The sequence below is a fragment of the Seongchinamella sediminis genome, assembly GCF_003457605.1.
In the GTDB taxonomy this organism is placed as follows: domain Bacteria; phylum Pseudomonadota; class Gammaproteobacteria; order Pseudomonadales; family Halieaceae; genus Halioglobus; species Halioglobus sediminis.
In genome coordinates, this window is record NZ_QRAN01000018.1 from 1 (window position 1) to 21391 (window position 21391).

Genomic DNA, 21391 nt, shown 5'->3' on the forward strand with positions numbered 1-21391 from the left:
GTATTATGATGTGCCAAGGCTTGAATCTCCCGAGTTTTACAGTGTTTGTTCGCACTTCCATTGTACCAACTTGTTGAGATTCAAGCCTTTTTTATGTCTGATTTATGGGACAGCAGTGACCTCAACCTTCGAAGTAAAAGGTAAGTTTCTGGATCAATTGGAGAAGGTCTTTTGGAAGGAAGAAATTTTCGATGGTATCGATCAACTTGAAGTGCTGATCAACTTTAGTGAAAAGATTGGATACAAGAGGTTCACTCGTTCAGGAAAAGTAACATGGATTGTAGAAAAAAACCGACCTGATCTTCTGGACCGTCTGAAGAAGGAGCTGGTGACTCGTGAGAAAGAATCAGAATACACGACTGTCTCAACGGTCGAGAAACTAGACGAATATTTTCCCTCGGAAATGGAGGTGACATATCCGTTTCGGGAGTATCAATTCTACAAGTGGGACAATTATCAACAGTCGACAATGATTCATCTTGTAGATGACGTCGTGAGATTTTCGGTTACATGATCTCACAGACAATACATTTATCTTAGATGATGCTTTCCGGGAAATTGACCGAGAGAAACTGAACGGGAGACTTGTTGACCCTTCTTGATGTACCGACGAACAGACCGAATTTGTGAGTCGGTATATTCCATTTTACCTTTCTTATTCAACTCAGGTGGAACAGAAAGTTGATAAGGGACCCACTTACTCTTGGGTCTTGAAGAAAGTCGTTCAACAACTTCCTTACAGAACTCAGAATTTACTGGTGGCCTACCTTTGTTAACCCAGATCTGATAAATCAGGAAGATTTCATATTCTGTCTTCCCCCGAATCTCTACACCGGGTGTGAAGTCGTATTTGTTCTGAAGGGACTTAGACGGTGATTTCACTTTTCGTGGATCGACTCCCAGTTCCACCAACCGTTGTTTTTGACGACCTTCTATTAACTCCTTAATGGTCTTAATCGACTGTGTGATCGGTTGGTTGATAGGTATTGAAACATTCACGACGTTTGGGTTCTTAGATACACGAGAAATTTCCTCAACTCTCGTGTCACCGAACAAGTACGAATGTGTTTTCCACCAGTCATCGAACTTGGTTTGACGGACAACTCCCCAGGGACGATAGAAGTCCTCAGATCTCCTCAGATTGTCCTGTAACTCTGGATCGTCCAAACAAAGCTTGTAGTACTCAAACCACAATCGAATGTGTTGACGTCGAGATTTGACCTTTATCTGAGGAGATTTGGACATGGTTTTTCTCGGTGAAAAGTAAAGATCTTATAAATATCAAATATATAAGGAGTGAGTAACGTGAATTATGTCGTATCGGGAGAGTTACGGAAAGAAACTAGAAAGTTTCTACATCTAAGTGATTTAGAAAACTGGTGGGGAGTGACTCTTACTCTGAAGCAAAGAGTGGAGGGACAAAAGCTAGATGAGATTACGTGTCATCAGAATCTACGACATTTTTTGAATGTGATGAACGGTGAAATATTCGGTAATCGTTACAGGAGATTCAACACTGGATTGGAAGTCATCTCTTCATTAGAAAACTCGTGTATAGACAGACTTCATTATCACTTGGCAATCAAAAACCCTCTCCCCAAAAACCCTGACAGATTTGAAAGACTTATTCGAAGTGGTTGGACAAACACTCGGTGGGGATACAACCAAATCGACATCGTTCATCAGATTGATAATGGATGGATCGATTACATCACAAAAGAAAAATACAGAGATACAATAGATTGGTTAAACACTCATAGGAATTGTTGAATATAAATTCCGTTCCTCAACCTTCTATTCAAAAAGGGAGTCAATTGACTTCTTTAATCCGAAGTATTGCCTAATGAAAAGTAAAAGTTCTTTAAAGTCTATTTGGAGTAAAACTATGAACAATATTAGAGAAAAGAGACTAGAAGTTCTTTCGAGTTACTTGGCTGTTATTTGCAGCCAGAAGAACATAGATATTAGAAATCACCTGAAAGATTTAAGAATTAAGCTCTTAAAGAATCAACGTATCTCTAGAGGAGAGTTAGAAATCGTTCTTAAGTTTCTAGTAAATGATTCAAAGGATTCTTTGGATACATTACGTGATAAGTACCTGTGTCTAACACGACCTCAAGTTAACCCTAGAATGACAACCAACACGTTAGAACAGTTCATGTATGGAGGAGATTAGTGGACAATTCAAGAAGACTAATGAATTTTAGAGTCCCCTATATCGTGGGTTCGAATTTCTCGAAAGTGTGTCAGTTGAATAACACGAGTATGACGAATCAGATCATTAGATTCATGGAAATCTATACATCAGAGATGACAGCAAAAATTTCTGATCAGATTCGTAGAAATGAGGACATCGGTAAAACCCTTTCTAACCACCTAGAATCGAAATTTGATGTCAGTAGTATGGAGACACTGGTATCTGATCTAGAATCCTCAAATACGTCAATACAAAAGGATAAACACCAGGCTTCGGATGAACCGGAGAATCAAAATGATTGGAGAAATCATCGATGATCTCCTCCGTAGTTTCTCCCAAAACGAAAACTGAATTGATTTCACGACTCTCCAAATCTCGAGTTACGAATTTGTTGGTTAAAGAGGTCTCGAAGTCAGAGGTGACCTCGATTCAAAAAGAGGTGAAGTCGTTTTTGGGTAACGACGAATCGGTAACCATAATAATGGTCAAGACCAAATAGAGTCCGACGGTGTAAGTGACCGTCGGACCTGATAGATCACTCCTTACCGAATTTCTTTCGGATCTCCCGACTACCCTTTGTTAGCACCTGATCAAACTCACCCTTCATTACGAAAGATTTTACGGATTCAAGACTGTTTTCAACGTCATTGAGAGAACTGCATTGGATCGAGAATTTGCCCTTCCCAAGTTCCAGAACGTGCTTGCCGTACTTGATAGGAAGAAAGTAATTACCCTCTTCATCGATCCAGAACCATACACGGGTAGTCTTCTCACCCATGCGATACTTCTGAACCAGATCCAATTGTCTATTGATCGACTTCAAGAGACGTTCACGACGTAGCACGATTGGATTCTGCTGGTCGGGCTTTTTGACAGGTACAAGGTTTAACGATTGATCAAGCTTCATGATGACCCTCCTCAGGTTGTCCCGGGGACCATCAGACGTTATCCAATTGAAGACAACGAGATAGATCGGAATCTAATAGATCATGGTTGATGCAGATAACATATTGATTTCTAGCAAGAAATTGTGGGTCCAGAGTTGTCTTGTTCTGCAAATTTATCGAATATAGATGTCATGAAACCCTGTCTTCACATCTATACCCGAGTGTCTTCCTCAATTCAGGAGGAAGAGGGGACTTCGTTAGAAAACCAGAAGAACTTGGGTATCAAAAAGTCAGAGGAACTGGGTATCCCTTATAAGGTTTGGAATGAAGGGGGACAGTCTAGTTTTCATGATGACCTCGAAAACCGACCCGTATTGGTAGAACTGTTAAGTCGTATTGAGAACGACGAAATACAAGATCTATTTGTATACAACACGGATAGACTGTCTAGGAATCAGAAAACCTGGGGAATGATCCGATTCAAGTTGTTGGATCACGGAGTCACTCTCCATACCGTGTCTGGACGGATGGAACTCAAGAATCCGATGGATGATTTGATCCTAGGAATAATGAGTGAAATCAGTCAGTACGATAATAAGGTCAGAACGGAGAGATCCCGACAAGGCAGATTCTTGAAAATTCAGTCCGGTAATTGGAGAGGGGGGCCCCCACCTTTCGGTTATCGGATCAATGACAAGAAGCTAGAGGTCGACGAATTCGAAAGTAAGTGGATCAAAAAGATTTTCGAGCTGTACTCGGAGAATGTATCCACAACGAAAATCAGGGAAAAACTGAATACCAATGGAGTACTGACGAGACGGGGTAACTCCAATTGGTCTATGGGGTCGATTCAAAAAATTCTGAGTAACACCGTTTATATTGGATACTACCTTTATACGGATAAGTCCTTAGGTGAAACGGTCAGAATATCGACCCCCCCAATAGTTGATCAGATCACCTTTGATAAGGTCCAGAGAGTAAGAGAACTCTCTTTAAAGAGAAAACAACGACAGAACCCAACTAAAAGATTCTATCTACTCAGAGACCTTCTCGTTTGTGGTCACTGTGGTAGTCAAATGTCTGGTCGTATCAAAGAATCCAAGAATGAATACCATTACTACTGTCCTAAAAAAGAGAGGGATTGGGTAAAGGGTAAGAAGAACCCTAAGAAGTGTAGTAGAGGTCATGGATGTTCCATGATCCGATCCATGAATATCCCAAAAACCGATGACCTTATATGGGGTACCGTGATGGAGACCGTGAGGGATTCGTATCACCTGAAAGAGGAGTTTCGGGACAAGGTCCTACCCGAAATTATTGAGAATCGGAAAGAGGGATCGAAGACTACCAAGAAGTTGAAGGACCGAATCAAAAGGTATCAGAAAGAACTTTCCGAGATTGAGTCGACAATTTCCAAGTTTGAAACCGATGTTCTCCTAAAACGACACTCTGGAAATCCGAATCTAATCAGAAAGAATCTCAAAGAAGAACAGACAAAGATCGAAGAAAAACTGGACCAGTCAAAACAGGAGTTCCAGTTCTTCCAGGTTGAAAACTCTTGGGTGGATTGGTTATCCCTCTTCAAAACCGATGTCGAGAGTAAGTCCAATCTCAGTGACCAAGAGAAACGGGACTACTTACTCAAAATCTTGGATCATATTGAGGTGTTCTGGGATCAGGATGAAAAGTATCATCAACTGAAACTTTCATTCCGAGTCCCCATAGTGAATGACAAGATCGACTACCTGAATCCTGAGAGGAGATCAGAGGGTTGGTCCATCCAGGATGGTGTGGATTTTCTGATGGTCGACGGACATTTGAACAAGGGTCCTGGTCGACCAAAAAAAAACATTGGTGAATCGGTATGATGGAATCTCAGAAAACCCCCAAACCATATTATTCGGTTACGGTGGAATAACAAACTACCCAAAGGGTCCGGCAGGCGTCATAATCATTGGACTGGTGGGTCCGGAACCAGTGGCGTTTCTGGATCTGGTTGGAATAAGCCCGGTGGGACTAAATTATGAACCTTCGCTTTCCCCTGTTTTCACTACTCCTGATCTCCATCTCGAGCGTTGCAGCCGAAGATTCCGCTACTTTCCATGTCAGGGACATGATCGGCGTGGGCGCGGCCTACCAGACCGTGGACGCTGACCTGCGCGCGTCGGTGGGCAAGCTGCCGGAGGTGAAGGTCGACCTGGATGACCTGGGCATCAAGGACGATGATGCGAGCTGGGCACTGGAGGGACGCTGGCGGTTCAAACCCAGGTGGATGTTGGTCGGCCTGGCCTACCAGTTTGACCAGAGCGGGCGTCGCGCTGTTGAAAAAGATTTCAACTTCGATGGCAAGGAGTTCCAGGCAGGTGCTTCCGTTGATACCAAACTCAGCATCGACACCTATATCCTGGACATCATGTATTCGGCCTACAGCACCAGCAACGCCGAGTTTCTGCTGGGGGGAGGCATTCATGCCATCGACCTGGAAACCTCCATCACCGGGCGCGCGTTTGTGGGCAATATCGAACGCGAGGCCAGCACAGGCTCCAGTGAACTGCTGGCACCCCTGCCCAATCTTCGGGCCCAGGCCTATTACAAGCTGAATGACCACTGGGGGCTGGCACTCTACGCGGGTTGGCTCAGCGCCAACTATGGCGACTATGATGGCGGCTTCACCTATATCCATCCTCGCCTGGCCTTCGGCATTGGCGACACCTGGGCGCTGACGCTGGGTTACCAGTACGTCAAACTCGACCTCACCCAGGAGAAGTCGTCCAACCGCGAGAATGAATACGATATCGATTTCAGAGGGCCCACACTGTTCCTGAATTACCGCTTCTAACTGAGGCTGATCCGAGCGGCATTAACGTCTCTGCAATCCTGCAACCATTCCTTCTGGACCTGATTTTATGTCTGTACTTGCCCGGCGGCCTGCCCTGAGGTTGTCGCTATTAGCCTGCGGTGTTGGTCTGGCCCACTATCATTATGTGGCGCAGGCAGCACCGCTGGTGCTGGAAGAGGTGCTGGTCACTGCCCAGAAGCGGACAGAAAACGTGCAGGACATTCCTCTCACGATCAATGTGGTAGACGCCTCCACCATCGACGATTTCAGCATCCGCACCACCACGGACCTGGCCGATTCGGTGCCGGGCCTGGTGATTCAGCACACCCCGCAGAACCTGGCCCAGGTAACCATACGCGGCCTCGGCACCGGCTCGGCCAGTGAGAGTCTCGATCAGTCAGTCGGGCTGTTTATCGACGGCATCTGGACCGGCAGAATCCGCGAGTTCCAGGCCTCGTTGTTCGACCTCGAGCGGGTGGAGGTGATCAAGGGCACCCAGAATACGCTGCTGGGCAAGAACACCAGCCTGGGCGCGCTGAGTATCGTCAGTGTGCGCCCGGGAGAGGAGCTGGCCGGTTACCTGCAGGCGGATTATGAAACCGTTTTTGGCAGTGTATACACCACCGGCGCTGTGGATTTACCCAGCGCCCTGGGCAACTACCGGCTGGCGTTCAACCAAGTCGACGAGGCGGGTTATGTCGACAACCTGACGACCGGTAACGAGGTGCCGGCGCGCGAGCAGTCGACCCTGCGCCTGGGTGCCAACTTCACGCTCGGTGGCAGCGGCGAGCTTTACGCCAGCTACCAGTACGACGACCTGCGCATTCGCGGTGACGCCTTCCAGCCCGATCAGGACCAGCTCGGTTTCATGCAGGGCATGGATCCCGGCGCCGATATCGGCCTGGATCAGCACAAACACGCATACACCTCCTATGGCAGCAGCGGCGATGCCGACGATGAGCAGACCACCCATCGGGCCACGCTGCACTACCAGCAGGGCCTGGGTGATATGACCTTTACGTCGTTCAGCGGCTGGTCGGAGTACGACAACGACCGGCTCACGGACACCGATTTCCTGTCGGTGGATTACCTGACCTCGGTCTTCGCCAGCGACTACGAACAGTTCACCCAGGAATTCCGCATAGCCTCGCCCGTCGGTGAGCGCTTCGATTACCTGCTGGGGGTTTACTACCACGACAGTAGCCTCGAATACGCCAATATCACCGACGCCGCGTTTCCGCCGCCGTATACGCTGGGTCCACTGCCGGTAGACTCCGCCAGCCTCAAGACCTATGACCAGGATACGACAGTGCTGGCAGGCTTTGGCCAGTTGCGTCTGTACCTCGACAGTGCCTGGCAGCTGGACCTGGGCCTGCGCTACACCGATGAGGACAAGGACGCCGTCTGGGGCCGGCAGCGGCTGCGCAGTGGCGGACCGCTGGCCGATATTCTGGCCGATGTGGTGGCGCCGGTAGTGGCACCCACCGAACTGGCCCGCTCGGAACACAACCTCGATGGCTCGGCCAGCCTGCAGTACGATGTCAGCAGTGAATTGACCGGCTATATTTCCTGGGCCAGGGGCAGCAAGAGCGGCGGCTTTACCAATGACGTGGCGGTGCCCGAAGAGGCGGAGTTTGCCACCGAGGAAGCTGAAACCACCGAACTCGGCCTGAAGTGGCAGCTGGCGGATGGTGCAGGCCTGCTCAACGCGGCCCTGTTCAATACCGACATCGATGACTTCCAGGTCGTATCGTTTATCGGCACCGGCTTTCTTACCTCCACCGTACCGGCGCGCAGCCGGGGTCTGGAACTGGAGACCCGCTGGCTGCTCGGCCCGGCGCTGGTGCTGGGCGCAAGCGCCACCTACGCCGATGCCGAGGAAACTGACACCGGCCTGCGCCTGCCCTACGCCCCCGAATGGTCCGCCTCAGTGGACGCGGCCTGGACCCTGCCGATCCCGGGAAGCGCCCTGCAATGGCGCCTGGAGGGCGCCATCAATTATCGCGATGAGCAGTTCCAGCAGCGGGGAGAGACCAGCCCTGACGGTGCCCTGACCCTGGTGGACCTGCGCCTGGCGGTGGCGGCCGCGGCAGGGGACTGGGAGCTGGCCCTGGTGGGGCGCAACCTGCTGGACGAGAGCAGTTCATTTGGCTTCGACTTTCCCTATTTTGGCGGCCAGCTGGTGCCCGCGGGTACGACCACCATTGGCAGTGTCAGCCGGCCGCGGACGTTTGCCCTGCAGGGGCGTTACCGGTTCTGAGACCTTAGTGGCGGTGGCTGCGCTGTCGGCCGCTGCGCTGGTGCATCTGCCGGTGGCTGCGTAACTTCGCCGCCTGCTGTCTCGCCAGTGCCGGCGGCGGGATAAACCTGCCGGGGGTTCGCGGGGTGACACTGGGCAGCTGATCGAGGTTCTCACACAGGCTGAGGCCCCGTTCCAGCGTGCCCGGCGCCGGCATGGCATCGAGGTAGCGGGACACATCTGCCTCGCCGAGAATGCCCGACAACACCAGCCGGGCCCGCTCCCTGATTGCAGGCCGGGCAGCGCGGTTGATGTTGCTCCACTGCACGGTGTAATCACGACAGTCCTCGGTTTCCGTTTCCGGGGCATCGACGAAGGACACTATCCGCTGCACAGCGAAGTAGTGGCTGGTCAGCACCTCTTCCACCAGCATGGCGGTGTCCTCATAGGGGGTGGCATAGGCATACAGCGCGTTGGCCGCGTCCTGGGCGAACTCCAGCCCGAGTTCGCGGGCGCTCAGTTGCAATACGGTTTGGGATACCGGCGCGCCAAAATACAGGATGTCCGCCAGCTGGTAGAGAAAGGTGGATGCCAGCGGATTGGTGCTGAGCAGTTGCAACGAGGGGCTCTGGCGCTCTGCCCGCAGCGTGGCATCGAACACGGTTTCGTTCGTTGGGGTGGTGCCGAGCAGCGCCGGCGGCATGGCGTCGTTGGCATGCGCCAGTTCGTGAATCAGCAGGTTGGCCACCGGCAGGACAATGTCCTGCAGTTGCCGCGACTCGGACGCCTCATACAGGTAGGAGGGTGTCCAGGCGGCCCCGTTGCCGCTGATGTAGAGATCGTAGGAGATAAACTTCAGGCCCTCGCCGAACTCGGTGCGATAGTCGGGCTCCCAGCCGATGGTCTGGCGCTCTTCCGGGGTAAGCCACAGGTCCTGCGGGTCGAGGTACACCGCCCCGGTGGCGGAGGTGTAGAAGGCGGGGCGTATGTCGGCGCCGATGACCACCGCGGTGGCGCCGCGGAACAGCTGCAGCATGGCGGGCGGCAGTTCGCGCAGCACCTGCTTGAAGCGACGCCCCATCCACGGGTGGGAGACCGCCGTGCGCGCCAGTACATCGTAGACCGTGACGCTGGCCTGGAGGTCGCCAATAAATGGCAGGGTCGTCAGGTCGCAGAGCTGGAAGGGTGTGTTCGCCGCTACACAGGCCGGGAGCACGGCGGCCCAGGGCGAGGAGGCGTCGTAAGCGCTAAAGTCCCGGGCGATAACCTGGCTGACCAGGCCGAAGCTGATGGAGGCGCTGGCGATGGTCCCCTCGCTGTCGGTGGCTGAGGCGAACAGCCAGTAATCGCCGGGCGGATAGTCGTCGCCGGGTAGTGAAAACAGCAAGTCAGGACCCACGCGGCGTGCCGGAATAATGACCTCAAGGTCCGGTGAGGCCATGAAATAGCGCGGGCTGTCAGCTCTGTGTACGCCGCGCAGGTCGATGCTGGCAAGGGGCACAGAGAGCGCCCGGTTTGCAGCGTCCCAGTAGGTCTCGTAGTACCAGATTTCCAGCGGACCGCGGTAATCGGGGCGAAAACGGGCCCCCAGAGGAATACTGTCATCGCGGCGCCATAACTGCTTGTCCAGGGACAGCTCGCAGGCACCGTAGGTCGTGTTGCAAATGTCCGTCCAGCGGCCAAAGCTGTAGCCGGGGGCCGGCACCGGCCAGAAGGTCTCCTGGAAATCTTCCTTGATATCGAAGGTGTAGCCGGCGCGATACAGCTGCCGCGTTTCCTCGCCGAACACATAGCCCTGGCCGCTGACCTTCACCGGCATGCGGCAGGCGGCCAGTAACAGGGACAGGGTAATCGCGGCCAGGTGGATGGCGCGCTGGGTGTGGCGTCGGTTCATTTCGCTATTCCAGCAGTTGCGGCGGCAAACCCCGTCCGCTGTCCGCTATTCGACCATGGATTAAAGCATTGCTGGTACACTGGGAGAATGACGCTCTTTACAATCCTCAAGCTGGTCCACGTGAGCTGTGCGCTGGTATCCATTGCCGGTTTCACCCTGCGTGGTTACTGGGCGCTCACGGACAACCCCTGGCGCCAGGCGCGTCTCAGTCGCGTACTGCCGCACCTGGTGGATACGCTGTTGCTCGGGTCGGCGATAGGCATGCTGGTTCTCTGGGGGGCCTCGCCGCTGGCCTTGCCCTGGGTGTTGGCCAAAATACTGGCGCTATTGCTGTATATTGGCCTGGGCATGGTGGTCATGCGCTTTGCCGCCCGCAGGCGCGACCAGCTGCTGGCCTATATCGCCGCACTGGCAACTGCGGGCTACATTGTCGCTGTGGCCCGGACCCACTCGGCGTGGGGCCCGCTGGTGATATTCTGGTGAAAGCCGGGCCGCCCCGGGCGGGCGGCCGCTAAAGTTCAGCCCGGGTTGGCGGCCTTGTATTCCCGAATCTCGGTATTGAACTCGCCGGCGACGGCTTCCTCGGCGGAAACGGCGGCGTTATAGGTGTCCTGTACGGTCTGGTAGGCCTCCATGGCGCCTTCTTCCCCGGCCTTGACCGCGGCTTCCGCTGCGGTCAGCGCGGGTTCCAGGCACTTCATGTAATCCAGGTTCGCGGTCTGAAATGCCTTGACGGCCTTTTGTCCGGCGAGCATCTGTTCCATGGTGGCGGTGGCGCCGTCGGGCATTTCCGGCTGCGCCGGGGGCTCGCAGTCGGCGGCGAGGGCGGAGGTGCTGCCCAGGGCAAGCGCCAGGGCGGTGTACTTGATTGCTTTCATGGTCTTATCTCAGCAGTGTTTCGAGGAATTAGACATTAACAGTAGACGCTGGTTCTGCCAAGTCAGCCGGATTGTCCCACCCACAGTCTGGCCAGGCCGTAATCTGCTTCCAGGCGGCGGGCAATGGCCTCTGCCGCGGCCTTGTCCGGCAGGTCGACAACCCGCACCCGGTAGATGGTGCGGCCATTGCTGTCGCCGCTGGCCACAATGACCCGGCCCTTGCCGGGGTGCAGTTTACTGGCCCAGCTTTCGGCGGTGCTGCGCTGGCTGTAGGAGCTGAAATTGACAAACCAGCTGCCCGCCGCGGCAGGGGCGCTGCTGCTTGCCGGTGCCGGCCTCGCCACCGGTTCCGGTGCCGGCTTTGCTGCCGGGGTCGCCTCGTTGATGGCTTCCTGCTGGGCGGTCAACTGTTTCTCCAGCCCGGTGACAATGGCCTGCAGGCTGCGGTTCTCCCGGCGCAGTTCTGCCACCTGCTGCTCCAGCAGGGTGTTGCGCTCCGCGGCCTGCTCCGCAGCCTGGCGGCTGGCGGTGACCTCGGATGGCGCCGCCGCTGTGCCCAGCTTTGCCTGCAGTTCACGGATCTCTTCCTGCATCCCGGCCCGCTGATCGATGACCCCGTAACCGCCGGCCACCAGCAGCCCCAGGGCGATCAGGGCTACCACTATCATGCCCGGGGAGATCGACAGCTCGCGGCGTTCTTCCTCTTCATATTCCTCGTCTTCAAACGCCTCCCAGTCGTCGCTGTCGCCGGCGGTACTGGCAGTGGCGGCCAGCGGCAGAGCGTCCTCGGCTTCCGGCGGCTCGTCATCGAATGCGCCGGGCGGATTGGGGCTGGCTTCCCACAGGTCGGGTTCTTCCCGCCCGGTGTCCGCGGACTCGCCCCACGGATCCCGGTTAGCAGCCCCCGTTTTGCCGTCCGGGTCTTCCTCCTCCAGCTCCCAGGCCAGGTCCTCATCGCCGAATTCAGGTTCCTCGTCGTCCACCTCGGTGTATATGGCGGCAAAGTCGCTGTCACGATCCGAGTCCTCAAACTCGTTCGTGTCCTCGAAATCGCTGAACAGGCTGTCGCGACGGGACTGGTCCTGGTCTGCTGCCTGCGTTGGCGTGTTGTCGTCGTCCCGATCGCTCATGGCGGACTGTGCCCCGTTGTCCCTGTGTCGGGGGATAGTAGCAGAGCGAACCACCATTTTCTGTAGCGAATTTTTGTCCGCGGGGTGGCTGTCTCGGTTAGAATGCGGCGATGGATGTATCGGATATTCTCTCCCCCCTCAACGAAGCCCAGCGCGACGCCGTTGCCGCCGAAAGCCAGAACATGCTGGTGCTGGCCGGTGCCGGCAGTGGCAAAACCCGGGTGCTGGTTCACCGCATCGCCTGGCTGATCCGCGCCGAGGGTTACTCGCCCTGGTCGATACTGGCGGTAACTTTTACCAACAAGGCAGCCCGCGAAATGCGCTCCCGCATCGAGGAGATGTTGAGCATTCCCGGCCACGGCATGTGGGTGGGCACCTTCCACGGCCTGGCCCACCGCCTGCTCAAGGCTCACTGGAAGGAGGCGGGCCTGCCGCAAAACTTCCAGATCCTGGACAGCGATGACCAGCTGCGGCTGGTCAAGCGGGTCTGCCGTGAACTGGAGCTGGATGAAAGCCGCTGGCCGCCGAAACAGGCCATGTGGTACATCAACTCGCAGAAGGACGAGGGCCTGCGTTCGCACCATATCGAGGCGCCCCACGGCGACCTCTACGCCCAGACCATGCTGCAGGTTTACCGCGCCTATGAGGCCGCCTGCGAACGCGCCGGTATGGTGGACTTTGCCGAATTGTTGCTGCGCGCCCACGAGCTGTGGCTGCAGAGCCCCGAGGTGCTGGCTCACTACCAGGGCCGGTTCCGGGAAATCCTGGTGGACGAATTCCAGGACACCAATACCATCCAGTATGCCTGGCTGCGGGTGCTGGCGGGCAAGCAGATTCCGGTGATGGCGGTGGGTGATGACGATCAGTCGATCTACGGCTGGCGCGGCGCCAAAATTGAAAACATCCAGCGTTTCGGCGATGACTTCAAGGGCACCCACACGGTCCGCCTGGAGCAGAACTACCGTTCCACCCAGACCATTCTGCAGGCCGCTAACGGGGTCATCGCCTTCAACTTCGGCCGGCTCGGCAAGGAGCTCTGGACCGCCGGCGAGCAGGGTGAGCCCATTACCCTCTACGCCGGCTTCAACGAGCACGACGAGGCCCGGTTTATCGTCGAGCAGATCGAGCAGTGGGTGAATAACGGCAACAACCGGGCCTCCACCGCCATACTCTATCGCTCCAACGCCCAGTCCCGGGTGCTGGAGGAGGCGCTGATTCGCGCCGGCATACCCTACCGGATCTACGGCGGCCAGCGTTTTTATGAACGGCTGGAAATTCGCAATGCCCTGGCCTACCTGCGGCTGCTGCAAAGCCGCGGCGACGACGCCGCGGTGGAGCGGGTCATTAACACCCCGCCGCGGGGCATTGGCAGCAAGACCCTGGATGTGGTGCGCAGCTGCGCCCGCAGCCGGGAGCTGTCCCTGTGGCAGGCGATTGCCACGGTGATCGCGGAAAAACTGCTGCCCGCGCGGGCCCTGTCGGCGCTGCAAGGTTTCCAGGTACTGATCAACGAACTGGACTCCGGCACCGATGAACTCAGCCTGGAAGAGCTGGTGGAGCACGTGATCGGGCATGCCGGCCTGATCGAGTATCACCAGAAGGAAAAAGGCGAGAAGGGCCAGGCCCGGGTAGAAAACCTGGAAGAACTGGTCAGTGCCGCCAAGCAGTTTGTCAGCAACGAGGCGGAGGACGGCTCGCCCCTGCAGCAGTTCCTCGACAACGCAGCGCTGGACGCAGGCGATGCCCAGGCCGACGAGCACGAGGACAGTGTCCAGCTGATGACGCTGCACTCGGCCAAGGGCCTGGAATTTCCACTGGTATTCCTCGCGGGTATGGAGGAGAACCTGTTTCCCCATCGCATGTCTATCGAGGAGCCCGGGAGGCTGGAGGAAGAGCGCCGCCTGTGTTACGTCGGCATTACCCGGGCCATGGAGCAGCTGGTAATCACCTATGCCGAGTCCCGGCGCCTGCACGGCAGCGAGAGCTTTAATGCGCCGTCGCGATTCATTCGCGAAATCCCCGCCGAGCTGCTGCAGGAGGTGCGCCTCAACAACACGGTGGCGCGCCCGGTCAGCAGCCTCAGCCAGGCGACCGTGCCGGATACCGGACTGAGCCTGGGCCAGCGGGTCTATCACCAGATTTTCGGTGAGGGCACCGTGCTAAACTTCGAGGGCAGAGGCAGCAGCGCCCGGGTAGAAGTCAACTTCGATGACGAAGGCAGCAAATGGCTGGTCTTGCAGTACGCCAATTTGCAGCTGGTATGACAGGAAAATAACAATGGCAACGGCTCCTGCGGAAAAGCGCTTCGCCCCGGTCATCATCCTCCTGCTGGTGGCGGCGCTGGTTGCCGTGATCGGCCTCTGGGCCACCGACAAAGCCGGTCGCCAGGGCAGCGCCCACCAGGGAGAGGCGCTGGCCACCTCGGACGAGGTATTCGAGTGGAAGCTGGTTACCACCTGGCCCAAGAACTTTCCCGGCCTGGGCTCGGCGGCGGAAAACCTGGCCCGCATGGTCGACGAGATGAGCAATGGCCGCCTCAGGATCCGGGTCTACGGCGGCGGTGAAATTGTCCCTGCCCTGGGGGTGTTCGATGCCGTCTCCCAGGGAGTGGCCGATGCCGGCCATGGCGCTGCCTACTACTGGAAGGGCAAGGTGCCCTCGTCGGTGTTCTTCACCGCGGTGCCCTTTGGCCTCAACGCCCAGGAAACCTTTGGCTGGCTGCACTACGGCGGTGGGCTGGAGCTCTGGGAGGAGGCCTACGCGCCCCACAACCTGGTGCCCATGGGCGGCGGCAGTACCGGGGTGCAAATGGGCGGCTGGTTTAACAAGGAAATCAACTCCATCGCCGATTTACAGGGCCTGAAAATGCGTATTCCGGGCCTCGCCGGGGAGGTGTTTACCGCTGCCGGGGGCACCTCGGTTACCCTGCCGGGCAGCGAACTCTATACGTCCCTGCAAACCGGGGTAATCGATGCCCTGGAGTGGGTTGGGCCCTACAACGACCGGATTTTCGGCTTTCACCAGGTGGCCAGGTACTACTACTACCCGGGCTGGCACGAGCCTGGTTCGGTACTGGAATTTATCGTCAACAGGGATTCCCTGGCCGCGCTGCCCGCAGACCTGCAGGCCATTGTGCGCTATGCGGCCCGCGCTTCCAGCCAGGATATGCTGGACGAGTACACGGGGCGCAATAACGAATCCCTGCGGGAGCTGATTGAAGAGCATGGCGTGGAGCTGCGGCGCTTCCCCGATGATGTGCTCAGGGCGCTGTGGCAGGGTACCCGCGAGGCGCTGGACAAACTGGTGGCCAACGACCCCATGGCGGCGCGTGTCTACGCGTCCTACGCAGAATTTTACAAGGGAGTGCGCAACTACCACCACATCTCCGAGCAGTCCTACATCAACCTGCGTGACGTGGTGCTCGAAGATGAGGACTTTTAGGGCCTGCTCACCCTAAGCGGACGGGCCCTGGCGCTTGATGGCGCGGGTGCGGCCGTTGTCGTCGATAGCGACGAAGACGAACTCGCCTTCGGTCACCTTCAGCGGCTCGCCATCGTGCTTGGAATTGATCCACACCTCGACAATGATGCGAATGGAGCTGCGGCCGATTTCCAGTACGTCACAGTAGCAGGACACCACCGCGCCCACGTGGACCGGTGTCAGGAAGGCCATGGCATCAATAGCCACGGTGGCCACCCGGCCACCGGCGACCTCGGCGGCGGTGACCATGCCGGCAATATCCATTTGCGACATCAACCAGCCACCGAAAATGTCCCCGTTGGGATTGGTGTCCTTGGGCATGGCCACGGTCTGCAGGGCCAGGTCGCCGTGAGGCACGGGGGTGCTGTCGATGTCGTTCATGCGCTTGCGCCTGGTCAGGTTGTCGGGTTGATCGTCACTTTTGCAGCAGGGCGGGTAGCCAGGTGGCCATTTGTGGCCAGAACCACAACGCCGTCATCAGTAGTAGCTGGATGATTATAAAGGGTACCACCCCGCGGTAGATAGCCCCGGTGGGCACGGAGTCCGGCGCTACCCCGCGCAGGTAGAACAGGGCAAAGCCAAAGGGCGGGGTGAGGAAAGAGGTTTGCAGGTTGAGGGCGATCATGATGCCCAGCCAGATCGGGTCCAGGCCCATGGCCAGCAGGATCGGGCCGACGATAGGCACCACCACGAAGGTAATTTCGATAAAATCGAGGATAAAGCCGAGCAGGAAGATCACCACCATGACTACCAGGGTCGCGCCCATCACCCCGCCCGGCATGTCGAGGAAGAAGCCGTGAATAAGCTCCTCCCCGCCAAAGCCGCGGAATACCAGTGAGAACACCGCGGCGCCGATAAGAATCATGAACACCATGCAGGTGACGCCCATGGTGTCGATCACCGCTTCCCTGAGCAGGGCAAAGTTGATCTGCCGGCGGGCCAGCGCCAGGCACAGGGCGCCCACCGCGCCAAAGCCGGCGGCCTCGGTGGGCGTTGCGGCACCGACCAGGATGGACCCCAGCACCAGTGCTATCAGTACCAGCGGCGGCAACAGGCCGCGCAGGACTTCCCCCGGGGAGACCGGTTCTGCATCCGCCGGTGGCGCAGCCTCGGGGTTAAGGCGAGCGATAACGGTCAGGTAGATGATATACAGGGCCACCAGCACCAGGCCGGGAATGAGGGCGCCCACGAACAGGTCGCCCACGGATACCGTCTGGGTGCTGAACACCTTCATTTTCAGCTGCGCCTGCTGGTAGGCGTTGGCGAGGATGTCTCCCAGCAGCACCAGGGCGATGGAGGGGGGAATGATTTGCCCCAGGGTGCCGGTTGCGCAGATGGTGCCGGTGGCCAGCGCCGGGCTGTAGCCGGCGCGCAACATACTGGGCAGCGACAGCAGCCCCATGGTGACTACCGTGGCGCCGACAATGCCGGTACTGGCTGCCAGGAACATACCGACCACCACCACCGAGATGCCCAACCCACCCTGCAGGCGGCCGAATACCCGCGACATGCTGCCCAGCAGTTCCTCGGCAATGCGCGACTTTTCCAGGATGGTGCCCATGAGGATAAACAGCGGCACCGCGATCAGGGTGGTGTTGTTGATAGTGCCGAACACCCGACCGGGGAAAGCGGCGAGAAAGCCGGCGTCGAATACCCCGGCAAGAATGCCGCCGGCGGCAAAGGCCAGGGCGGTACCGGCCAGGGTGAAGGCGACCGGGTAGCCGAGCATCAACAGCAGGCAGACCGCCAGGAACATGTACAGCGAGAGATACTCCATGCTCAGCCCTTGCCGTCTGCCAACACCAGCGCATTGCGCAGGGTTTCCGCCACGCCCTGCAGCAGCAGATTGATGCCGAGGGCCGGGATCAATGCCTTGAGTGCGTAAACCGCGGCAATGCCCCCCAGTTCCGATGAGGTTTCGCGCATGGCCCAGGATTCGCTGACAAAGTCCCAGCTCACGCCGATAATAAACAGGCAAAGCGGGAGCAGGAATACCACACCGCCGAGGGCGTTCACCCAGGCCCGGCCGCGAGCGGTAAACCCGCGGTAAAAAATATCCACCCTTACGTGCACATTGTGCTTCAGGGCGTAGCCGGCGCCGAGCAGGAACAGGGTGGCGTGCATGTAGGTGACCAGCTCCTGGGCAAAAATCGAGCCGCTGTTAAAACCGTAGCGCATGACCACGATAACAGTGGTGAGCAGCGCCATGGCGAGCACCAGCCAGGCCAGCGCACGGCCAAAATGGTCGGTAAAGGCGTCTATGGTCTGCACAAACTTGCGCACGAGGGCCATGCGGATCAGGTCTTTTTTATTGCACGGTGGGCAGAGTATCATAGCCCACTCGCCGAAGGGGACTCCCCGGCGCTGCACTAACCGACAGGCCCTGAGTAATGCTGACTGTGATTTCGCCGGCGAAAACGCTGGATTTTGATACCCCGCCCACCACCCGCAAGGCCACCCAGCCGCTGTTTATCGAGCGCGCTGGCGAACTGGTCGAGGACGCCCGCAACATGAGTCCCGACGATATCCGTGCGCTGATGGGAGTCAGCGACAATATTGCCGAGCTCAACCACGCCAGGTTCATGAACTGGTCCGCGCCCTTCAGCCTGGACAACGCCAAGCAGTCGGTACTGGCGTTCAAGGGCGACGTTTACACCGGGCTGGAAGCGGAGACCCTGAGCGCCGACCAGCTGGGTTTTGCCCAGAAGCACCTGTGCATCCTGTCCGGCCTGTACGGGGTGCTGCGCCCGCTGGACTTGATGCAGCCCTACCGGCTGGAGATGGGTCTCAAGTTCGCCAACCGGGGCGGCAAGAATCTCTACCAGTTCTGGGGCGATGACATCAACAAGGCGGTGGCCAGGCTGCTGCAAAAATCCGGCTCCCGGGTGCTGGTCAACCTCGCCTCGAACGAGTACTTCAAGTCGGTGCAGGCGCGCCAGCTGGATGCGGAAATCATCACTCCGGTGTTCAAGGACCTCAAGAACGGCAAGTACAAGGTCATCAGCTTTTACGCCAAGAAAGCCCGCGGCCAGATGGCGCGCTATATCATCGAGAAGGGCCTCAACGAGCCGACGGGCATGAAGCGCTTCCGCAAGGACGGCTACCGCTACAACAAGGCCGAGTCCAGCGCCCATGAGTGGGTGTTTACCCGCGACGAAGCGCCGGCGGCAAAATAGGCCGGCGCCGTGGACAGCCTGCCCTTTTCCCAGGCCTGCGAGAACAACAAGGGTCCCATCCTGGCGGTGCTGGCGGAAGCCTTCGCCGACCGCACCCGGGTACTGGAAATTGCGGCCGGAACCGGCCAGCACGCCTGCTGGTTTGCCGGTCATCTGCCGCAGCTGCAGTGGCAGCCCACCGAGCTGGCGCAAAACCTGCCCGTGCTGGCGCCGCGCTGTGGCGCCTACGATGGCGCTAACCTGCTGCCGCCCTGCGCGCTCGATGTCAGCTCCCGGCCCTGGCCCTGCGGCGATTTTCCGGACGCGGTTTTCACCGCCAACAGCCTGCATATCATGCCCTGGGACTCGGTACAGGACCTATTTGCCGAGCTCGGCGCCCGCGCCGCTGGCGATACCCTGCTGGCGATTTACGGCCCGTTCAACTACCGCGGCCAGTACACCTCGGACAGCAACGCCAGGTTTGACCAGTGGCTGGCACAGCAAAGCCGCCACAGCGCCATCCGCGATTTTGAACAGGTGGACGCGCTGGCAGTGGCGACGGGCTTTGCCCTGGAGGCCGATGCCGGGATGCCCGCCAACAATCGCCTGCTGCTCTGGCGCAAAGCCTGAGCGGACATGAAACGCCCAGCGGATAATCAGCGGCTTTGCTTGAAGGGCAGCAGGGTTTCCGCTTCCTTGCGGTAGGCTTCGGTGTGGGGTCGCTCCCGGCGGGTGAAGTCGGCCACCGCCGCTGACAGGCCGGGATCGGCTATCCAGTGGTTGGAGAAGGTTGTCACCGGGCGGAAGCCGCGCTGGATCTTGTGTTCACCCTGGGCGCCGGGATCGAAGCGGCCGATGCCCTGCTCGATGCAGTACTCGATGCCGCGGTAGTAGCAGGCCTCGAAATGCAGGCAGTCAAACTCCTGTTCACAGCCCCAGTAGCGGCCGTAAAGCGTATCCGCGGAGCGGAAGTACAGGGCGGCGGCAACGGCACTGCCAGCATGGCTGGCCATGACCATGATGACCTGGTCGCCCATGCCCGCCGCCACCCGGGTAAAAAACGCCCGGGTCAGGTAGCCGCCGTGGCCGCTGCGTTTGGCATAGGTGTACTGGTAGAAGTGATAGAACTTTTGCCAGTGTTCGTCGCTGATCTCGTCGCCCACCAGGGTCTGCAGCTCCAGGTTTTGTTCCTGCACCCGGCGGCGCTCGCGTTTGAGTGACTTGCGCTTGCGACTGCTGAAGCCGGCGAGGAAGTCGTCGAAGTCCCGGTAGCCTTCATTGAACCAGTGAAACTGGGTGGCCCGGCGCTGGTGAATACCCCGCGTGAGCAGCTCGGCGGATACCGATTCCTCGGGGAACAGCAGGTGCCAGCTGGAGAGCTCCCGGGCGCGGGCAAACTGTTCCAGCGCCTGAATGGCCAGCTGCCAGGCCTCCCCGGCACTGAGCTCGGCGCGGTGACAAAGCCGCGGTCCGGTGGCGGGGGTGAAGGGGATGGCACTGACCAGCCTGGGGTAATACTGCAGGCCGCTCTGCTCCCAGGCCTGGGACCAGGACCAGTCAAACACGTACTCACCGTAAGAATGGGGCTTGAGGTACAGGGGCAGGGCCACCACTGCCGTTTCGCCGTCCCGCAGCAGCAGGTGGCAGGGCTGCCAGCCGGTCTCGGCGGTGGTGCAGCCGGTCTGCTCCAGCCCCAGCAGGAACCGGTGCCGCAGGAAGGGGTAGTCAGTGCCGCAGAGGGCTTCCCACTCGGCGGCATCCACCTGCTCCAGGCTGGTGACGAACTCGGCGTTCACGGGCACCGCAACTCCCGGATCAAAGGGCGTAGTCCAGCAGCAGGCCGATGAAGATCACCGCGCCTACCCAGTTGTTGTGAAGAAAAGCCTTGAAGCATGCGGCCGGGTCCCGTTCGCGTATCAGGTACTGGTGGTATACGCACAGGCCCGCCGCGCCGACCAGCCCCAGGTAATAGAACAGGCCGAGGTCGAAGCTGACACCGGCTGCCGCCATCAGCGCCAGGAATGCCAGCTGCAGCAGGCCGATCATGTGCCGGTCGCGATCGCCGAACAGGATGGCGGAAGACTTGATGCCGACGACCAGGTCGTCCTCGCGGTCGACCATGGCGTACTTGGTGTCGTAGGCCATGGTCCACAGCAGGTTGGCGCCATACAACAGCCACAGCTCCGTGGGTAGTTCCCCGGTCTGGGCGGCAAAGGCCATGGGGATGCTCCAGGAAAATGCGGCGCCCAGCACGACCTGCGGCAAGTGGGTAAAGCGCTTCATGAAGGGGTAGGTGGAGGCCAGGGCCACGGCGCCGAAGGACAGCTTTATGGTCAGCGGGTTGGTGAACAAGACCAGCACGAATGCGCTTAGCAGTAAGCCCAGGAACAGCAGCCGGGCGTCTGCCACCGATACGGCGCCGGTGACCAGTGGCCGCCCGCGGGTGCGGTTTACATCCCCGTCCCAGTGGCGGTCGGCGAGATCGTTGACCACGCAACCGGCGGAACGCATGAGGAAGGTGCCGAGGCAAAAAATCAGCAGCAGGTCCCAGTCCGGTCGCCCCTGCGCGGCAATCCACAGGGCCCAGAGGGTGGGCCACAGCAGCAGCAGGGTGCCGATCGGCTTGTCAAAGCGGATCAGCTGGAGCAGGGCCTGGAATTTGGACTCGGTGGACATGGTGCGCTTGTTTGGG

General features: G+C 58.1%; 18 protein-coding genes. 9 read left to right on the forward strand and 9 right to left on the reverse strand.

The genetic code is table 11. The features are described 5' to 3' along the window. A partial coding sequence (locus DWB85_RS15000; RefSeq protein ID WP_205422756.1) for a hypothetical protein occupies positions 1–514 on the forward strand: 514 nt, incomplete at its 5' end. Positions 515–2732: 2218 nt separating this feature from the next. Here the strand turns inward: DWB85_RS15000 and DWB85_RS15005 are convergent. Continuing rightward, on the reverse strand, positions 2733–3104 hold the full coding sequence (locus DWB85_RS15005; RefSeq protein ID WP_117956284.1) for a hypothetical protein: 372 nt from the start codon (positions 3102–3104) through the stop codon (positions 2733–2735). Positions 3105–3275: 171 nt separating this feature from the next. Between DWB85_RS15005 and DWB85_RS15010 the strand changes: the two genes are divergently transcribed. From DWB85_RS15010 to DWB85_RS15020, 3 genes are all read left to right on the forward strand, one after another. Beyond that, positions 3276–4952, forward strand: coding sequence for a recombinase family protein (locus tag DWB85_RS15010; protein WP_117956285.1), 1677 nt, complete (start codon positions 3276–3278; stop codon positions 4950–4952). Positions 4953–5107: 155 nt separating this feature from the next. Then, positions 5108–5923 (forward strand): outer membrane beta-barrel protein, encoded by an 816-nt coding sequence (locus DWB85_RS15015; RefSeq protein WP_133300633.1) that lies wholly within the window; start codon positions 5108–5110, stop codon positions 5921–5923. A gap of 67 nt (positions 5924–5990) precedes the next feature. Beyond that, entirely contained in the window at positions 5991–8183 is a 2193-nt protein-coding gene (locus DWB85_RS15020) for a TonB-dependent receptor (protein ID WP_117956287.1), read from the forward strand. 4 nt (positions 8184–8187) lie between these two features. Here the strand turns inward: DWB85_RS15020 and DWB85_RS15025 are convergent, their stop codons facing one another. Then, on the reverse strand, positions 8188–10056 hold the full coding sequence (locus DWB85_RS15025; protein WP_117956288.1) for a hypothetical protein: 1869 nt from the start codon (positions 10054–10056) through the stop codon (positions 8188–8190). Between the two features lie 87 nt (positions 10057–10143). Between DWB85_RS15025 and DWB85_RS15030 the strand changes: the two genes are divergently transcribed. Continuing rightward, complete coding sequence (locus tag DWB85_RS15030) at positions 10144–10539, forward strand: SirB2 family protein (RefSeq protein WP_117956289.1); 396 nt, start codon at positions 10144–10146, stop codon at positions 10537–10539. Positions 10540–10574: 35 nt separating this feature from the next. Here DWB85_RS15030 and DWB85_RS15035 read toward each other — a convergent pair whose 3' ends face one another. Together DWB85_RS15035 and DWB85_RS15040 are read right to left on the reverse strand one after the other, a co-directional pair. Continuing rightward, complete coding sequence (locus DWB85_RS15035; RefSeq protein ID WP_117956290.1) at positions 10575–10934, reverse strand: hypothetical protein; 360 nt, start codon at positions 10932–10934, stop codon at positions 10575–10577. A gap of 62 nt (positions 10935–10996) precedes the next feature. Continuing rightward, positions 10997–12064, reverse strand: coding sequence for an SPOR domain-containing protein (locus tag DWB85_RS15040; RefSeq protein WP_162846149.1), 1068 nt, complete (start codon positions 12062–12064; stop codon positions 10997–10999). 110 nt (positions 12065–12174) lie between these two features. Here DWB85_RS15040 and uvrD point away from each other — a divergent pair, with 110 nt between their 5' ends. Further along, positions 12175–14328 (forward strand): DNA helicase II, encoded by a 2154-nt coding sequence (gene uvrD, locus DWB85_RS15045; RefSeq protein WP_117956292.1) that lies wholly within the window; start codon positions 12175–12177, stop codon positions 14326–14328. Between the two features lie 13 nt (positions 14329–14341). After that, positions 14342–15505: a TRAP transporter substrate-binding protein gene (locus tag DWB85_RS15050; protein WP_117956293.1), complete on the forward strand. Its 1164-nt coding sequence runs from the start codon at positions 14342–14344 to the stop codon at positions 15503–15505. Between the two features lie 12 nt (positions 15506–15517). Here DWB85_RS15050 and DWB85_RS15055 read toward each other — a convergent pair whose 3' ends face one another. The 3 genes from DWB85_RS15055 to DWB85_RS15065 are packed head-to-tail and all read right to left on the reverse strand — an operon-like array spanning position 15518 to position 17836. Further along, the gene (locus tag DWB85_RS15055) at positions 15518–15925 is read right to left on the reverse strand and encodes an acyl-CoA thioesterase (protein WP_117956294.1); all 408 of its coding nucleotides are present in this window, start codon (positions 15923–15925) and stop codon (positions 15518–15520) included. A gap of 34 nt (positions 15926–15959) precedes the next feature. After that, the gene (locus tag DWB85_RS15060) at positions 15960–17321 is read right to left on the reverse strand and encodes a TRAP transporter large permease (protein ID WP_117956295.1); all 1362 of its coding nucleotides are present in this window, start codon (positions 17319–17321) and stop codon (positions 15960–15962) included. Positions 17322–17323: 2 nt separating this feature from the next. Beyond that, the gene (locus tag DWB85_RS15065; RefSeq protein WP_239017345.1) at positions 17324–17836 is read right to left on the reverse strand and encodes a TRAP transporter small permease subunit; all 513 of its coding nucleotides are present in this window, start codon (positions 17834–17836) and stop codon (positions 17324–17326) included. 98 nt (positions 17837–17934) lie between these two features. Here DWB85_RS15065 and yaaA point away from each other — a divergent pair, with 98 nt between their 5' ends. Then, on the forward strand, positions 17935–18720 hold the full coding sequence (yaaA, locus tag DWB85_RS15070) for a peroxide stress protein YaaA (protein ID WP_117956297.1): 786 nt from the start codon (positions 17935–17937) through the stop codon (positions 18718–18720). Positions 18721–18729: 9 nt separating this feature from the next. Beyond that, on the forward strand, positions 18730–19329 hold the full coding sequence (locus DWB85_RS15075; protein WP_117956298.1) for a DUF938 domain-containing protein: 600 nt from the start codon (positions 18730–18732) through the stop codon (positions 19327–19329). Positions 19330–19355: 26 nt separating this feature from the next. Here the strand turns inward: DWB85_RS15075 and DWB85_RS15080 are convergent, their stop codons facing one another. After that, the gene (locus DWB85_RS15080) at positions 19356–20501 is read right to left on the reverse strand and encodes a GNAT family N-acetyltransferase (RefSeq protein ID WP_117956299.1); all 1146 of its coding nucleotides are present in this window, start codon (positions 20499–20501) and stop codon (positions 19356–19358) included. A gap of 13 nt (positions 20502–20514) precedes the next feature. After that, positions 20515–21375 (reverse strand): 4-hydroxybenzoate octaprenyltransferase, encoded by an 861-nt coding sequence (ubiA, locus tag DWB85_RS15085; RefSeq protein WP_117956300.1) that lies wholly within the window; start codon positions 21373–21375, stop codon positions 20515–20517. Positions 21376–21391 lie beyond the last annotated feature (16 nt).

What these genes read in the sequence shown, in the direction of transcription:
- DWB85_RS15005 (WP_117956284.1), bottom strand. Translation starts at nt 3,104, where the DNA reads ATGAAGCTTGATCAATCGTTAAACCTTGTACCTGTCAAAAAGCCCGAC.
- DWB85_RS15010 (WP_117956285.1), top strand. Translation starts at nt 3,276, where the DNA reads ATGAAACCCTGTCTTCACATCTATACCCGAGTGTCTTCCTCAATTCAG.
- DWB85_RS15015 (WP_133300633.1), top strand. Translation starts at nt 5,108, where the DNA reads ATGAACCTTCGCTTTCCCCTGTTTTCACTACTCCTGATCTCCATCTCG.
- DWB85_RS15020 (WP_117956287.1), top strand. Translation starts at nt 5,991, where the DNA reads ATGTCTGTACTTGCCCGGCGGCCTGCCCTGAGGTTGTCGCTATTAGCC.
- DWB85_RS15025 (WP_117956288.1), bottom strand. Translation starts at nt 10,056, where the DNA reads ATGAACCGACGCCACACCCAGCGCGCCATCCACCTGGCCGCGATTACC.
- DWB85_RS15030 (WP_117956289.1), top strand. Translation starts at nt 10,144, where the DNA reads ATGACGCTCTTTACAATCCTCAAGCTGGTCCACGTGAGCTGTGCGCTG.
- DWB85_RS15035 (WP_117956290.1), bottom strand. Translation starts at nt 10,934, where the DNA reads ATGAAAGCAATCAAGTACACCGCCCTGGCGCTTGCCCTGGGCAGCACC.
- DWB85_RS15040 (WP_162846149.1), bottom strand. Translation starts at nt 12,064, where the DNA reads ATGAGCGATCGGGACGACGACAACACGCCAACGCAGGCAGCAGACCAG.
- uvrD (WP_117956292.1), top strand. Translation starts at nt 12,175, where the DNA reads ATGGATGTATCGGATATTCTCTCCCCCCTCAACGAAGCCCAGCGCGAC.
- DWB85_RS15050 (WP_117956293.1), top strand. Translation starts at nt 14,342, where the DNA reads ATGGCAACGGCTCCTGCGGAAAAGCGCTTCGCCCCGGTCATCATCCTC.
- DWB85_RS15055 (WP_117956294.1), bottom strand. Translation starts at nt 15,925, where the DNA reads ATGAACGACATCGACAGCACCCCCGTGCCTCACGGCGACCTGGCCCTG.
- DWB85_RS15060 (WP_117956295.1), bottom strand. Translation starts at nt 17,321, where the DNA reads ATGGAGTATCTCTCGCTGTACATGTTCCTGGCGGTCTGCCTGCTGTTG.
- DWB85_RS15065 (WP_239017345.1), bottom strand. Translation starts at nt 17,836, where the DNA reads ATGGCCCTCGTGCGCAAGTTTGTGCAGACCATAGACGCCTTTACCGAC.
- yaaA (WP_117956297.1), top strand. Translation starts at nt 17,935, where the DNA reads ATGCTGACTGTGATTTCGCCGGCGAAAACGCTGGATTTTGATACCCCG.
- ubiA (WP_117956300.1), bottom strand. Translation starts at nt 21,375, where the DNA reads ATGTCCACCGAGTCCAAATTCCAGGCCCTGCTCCAGCTGATCCGCTTT.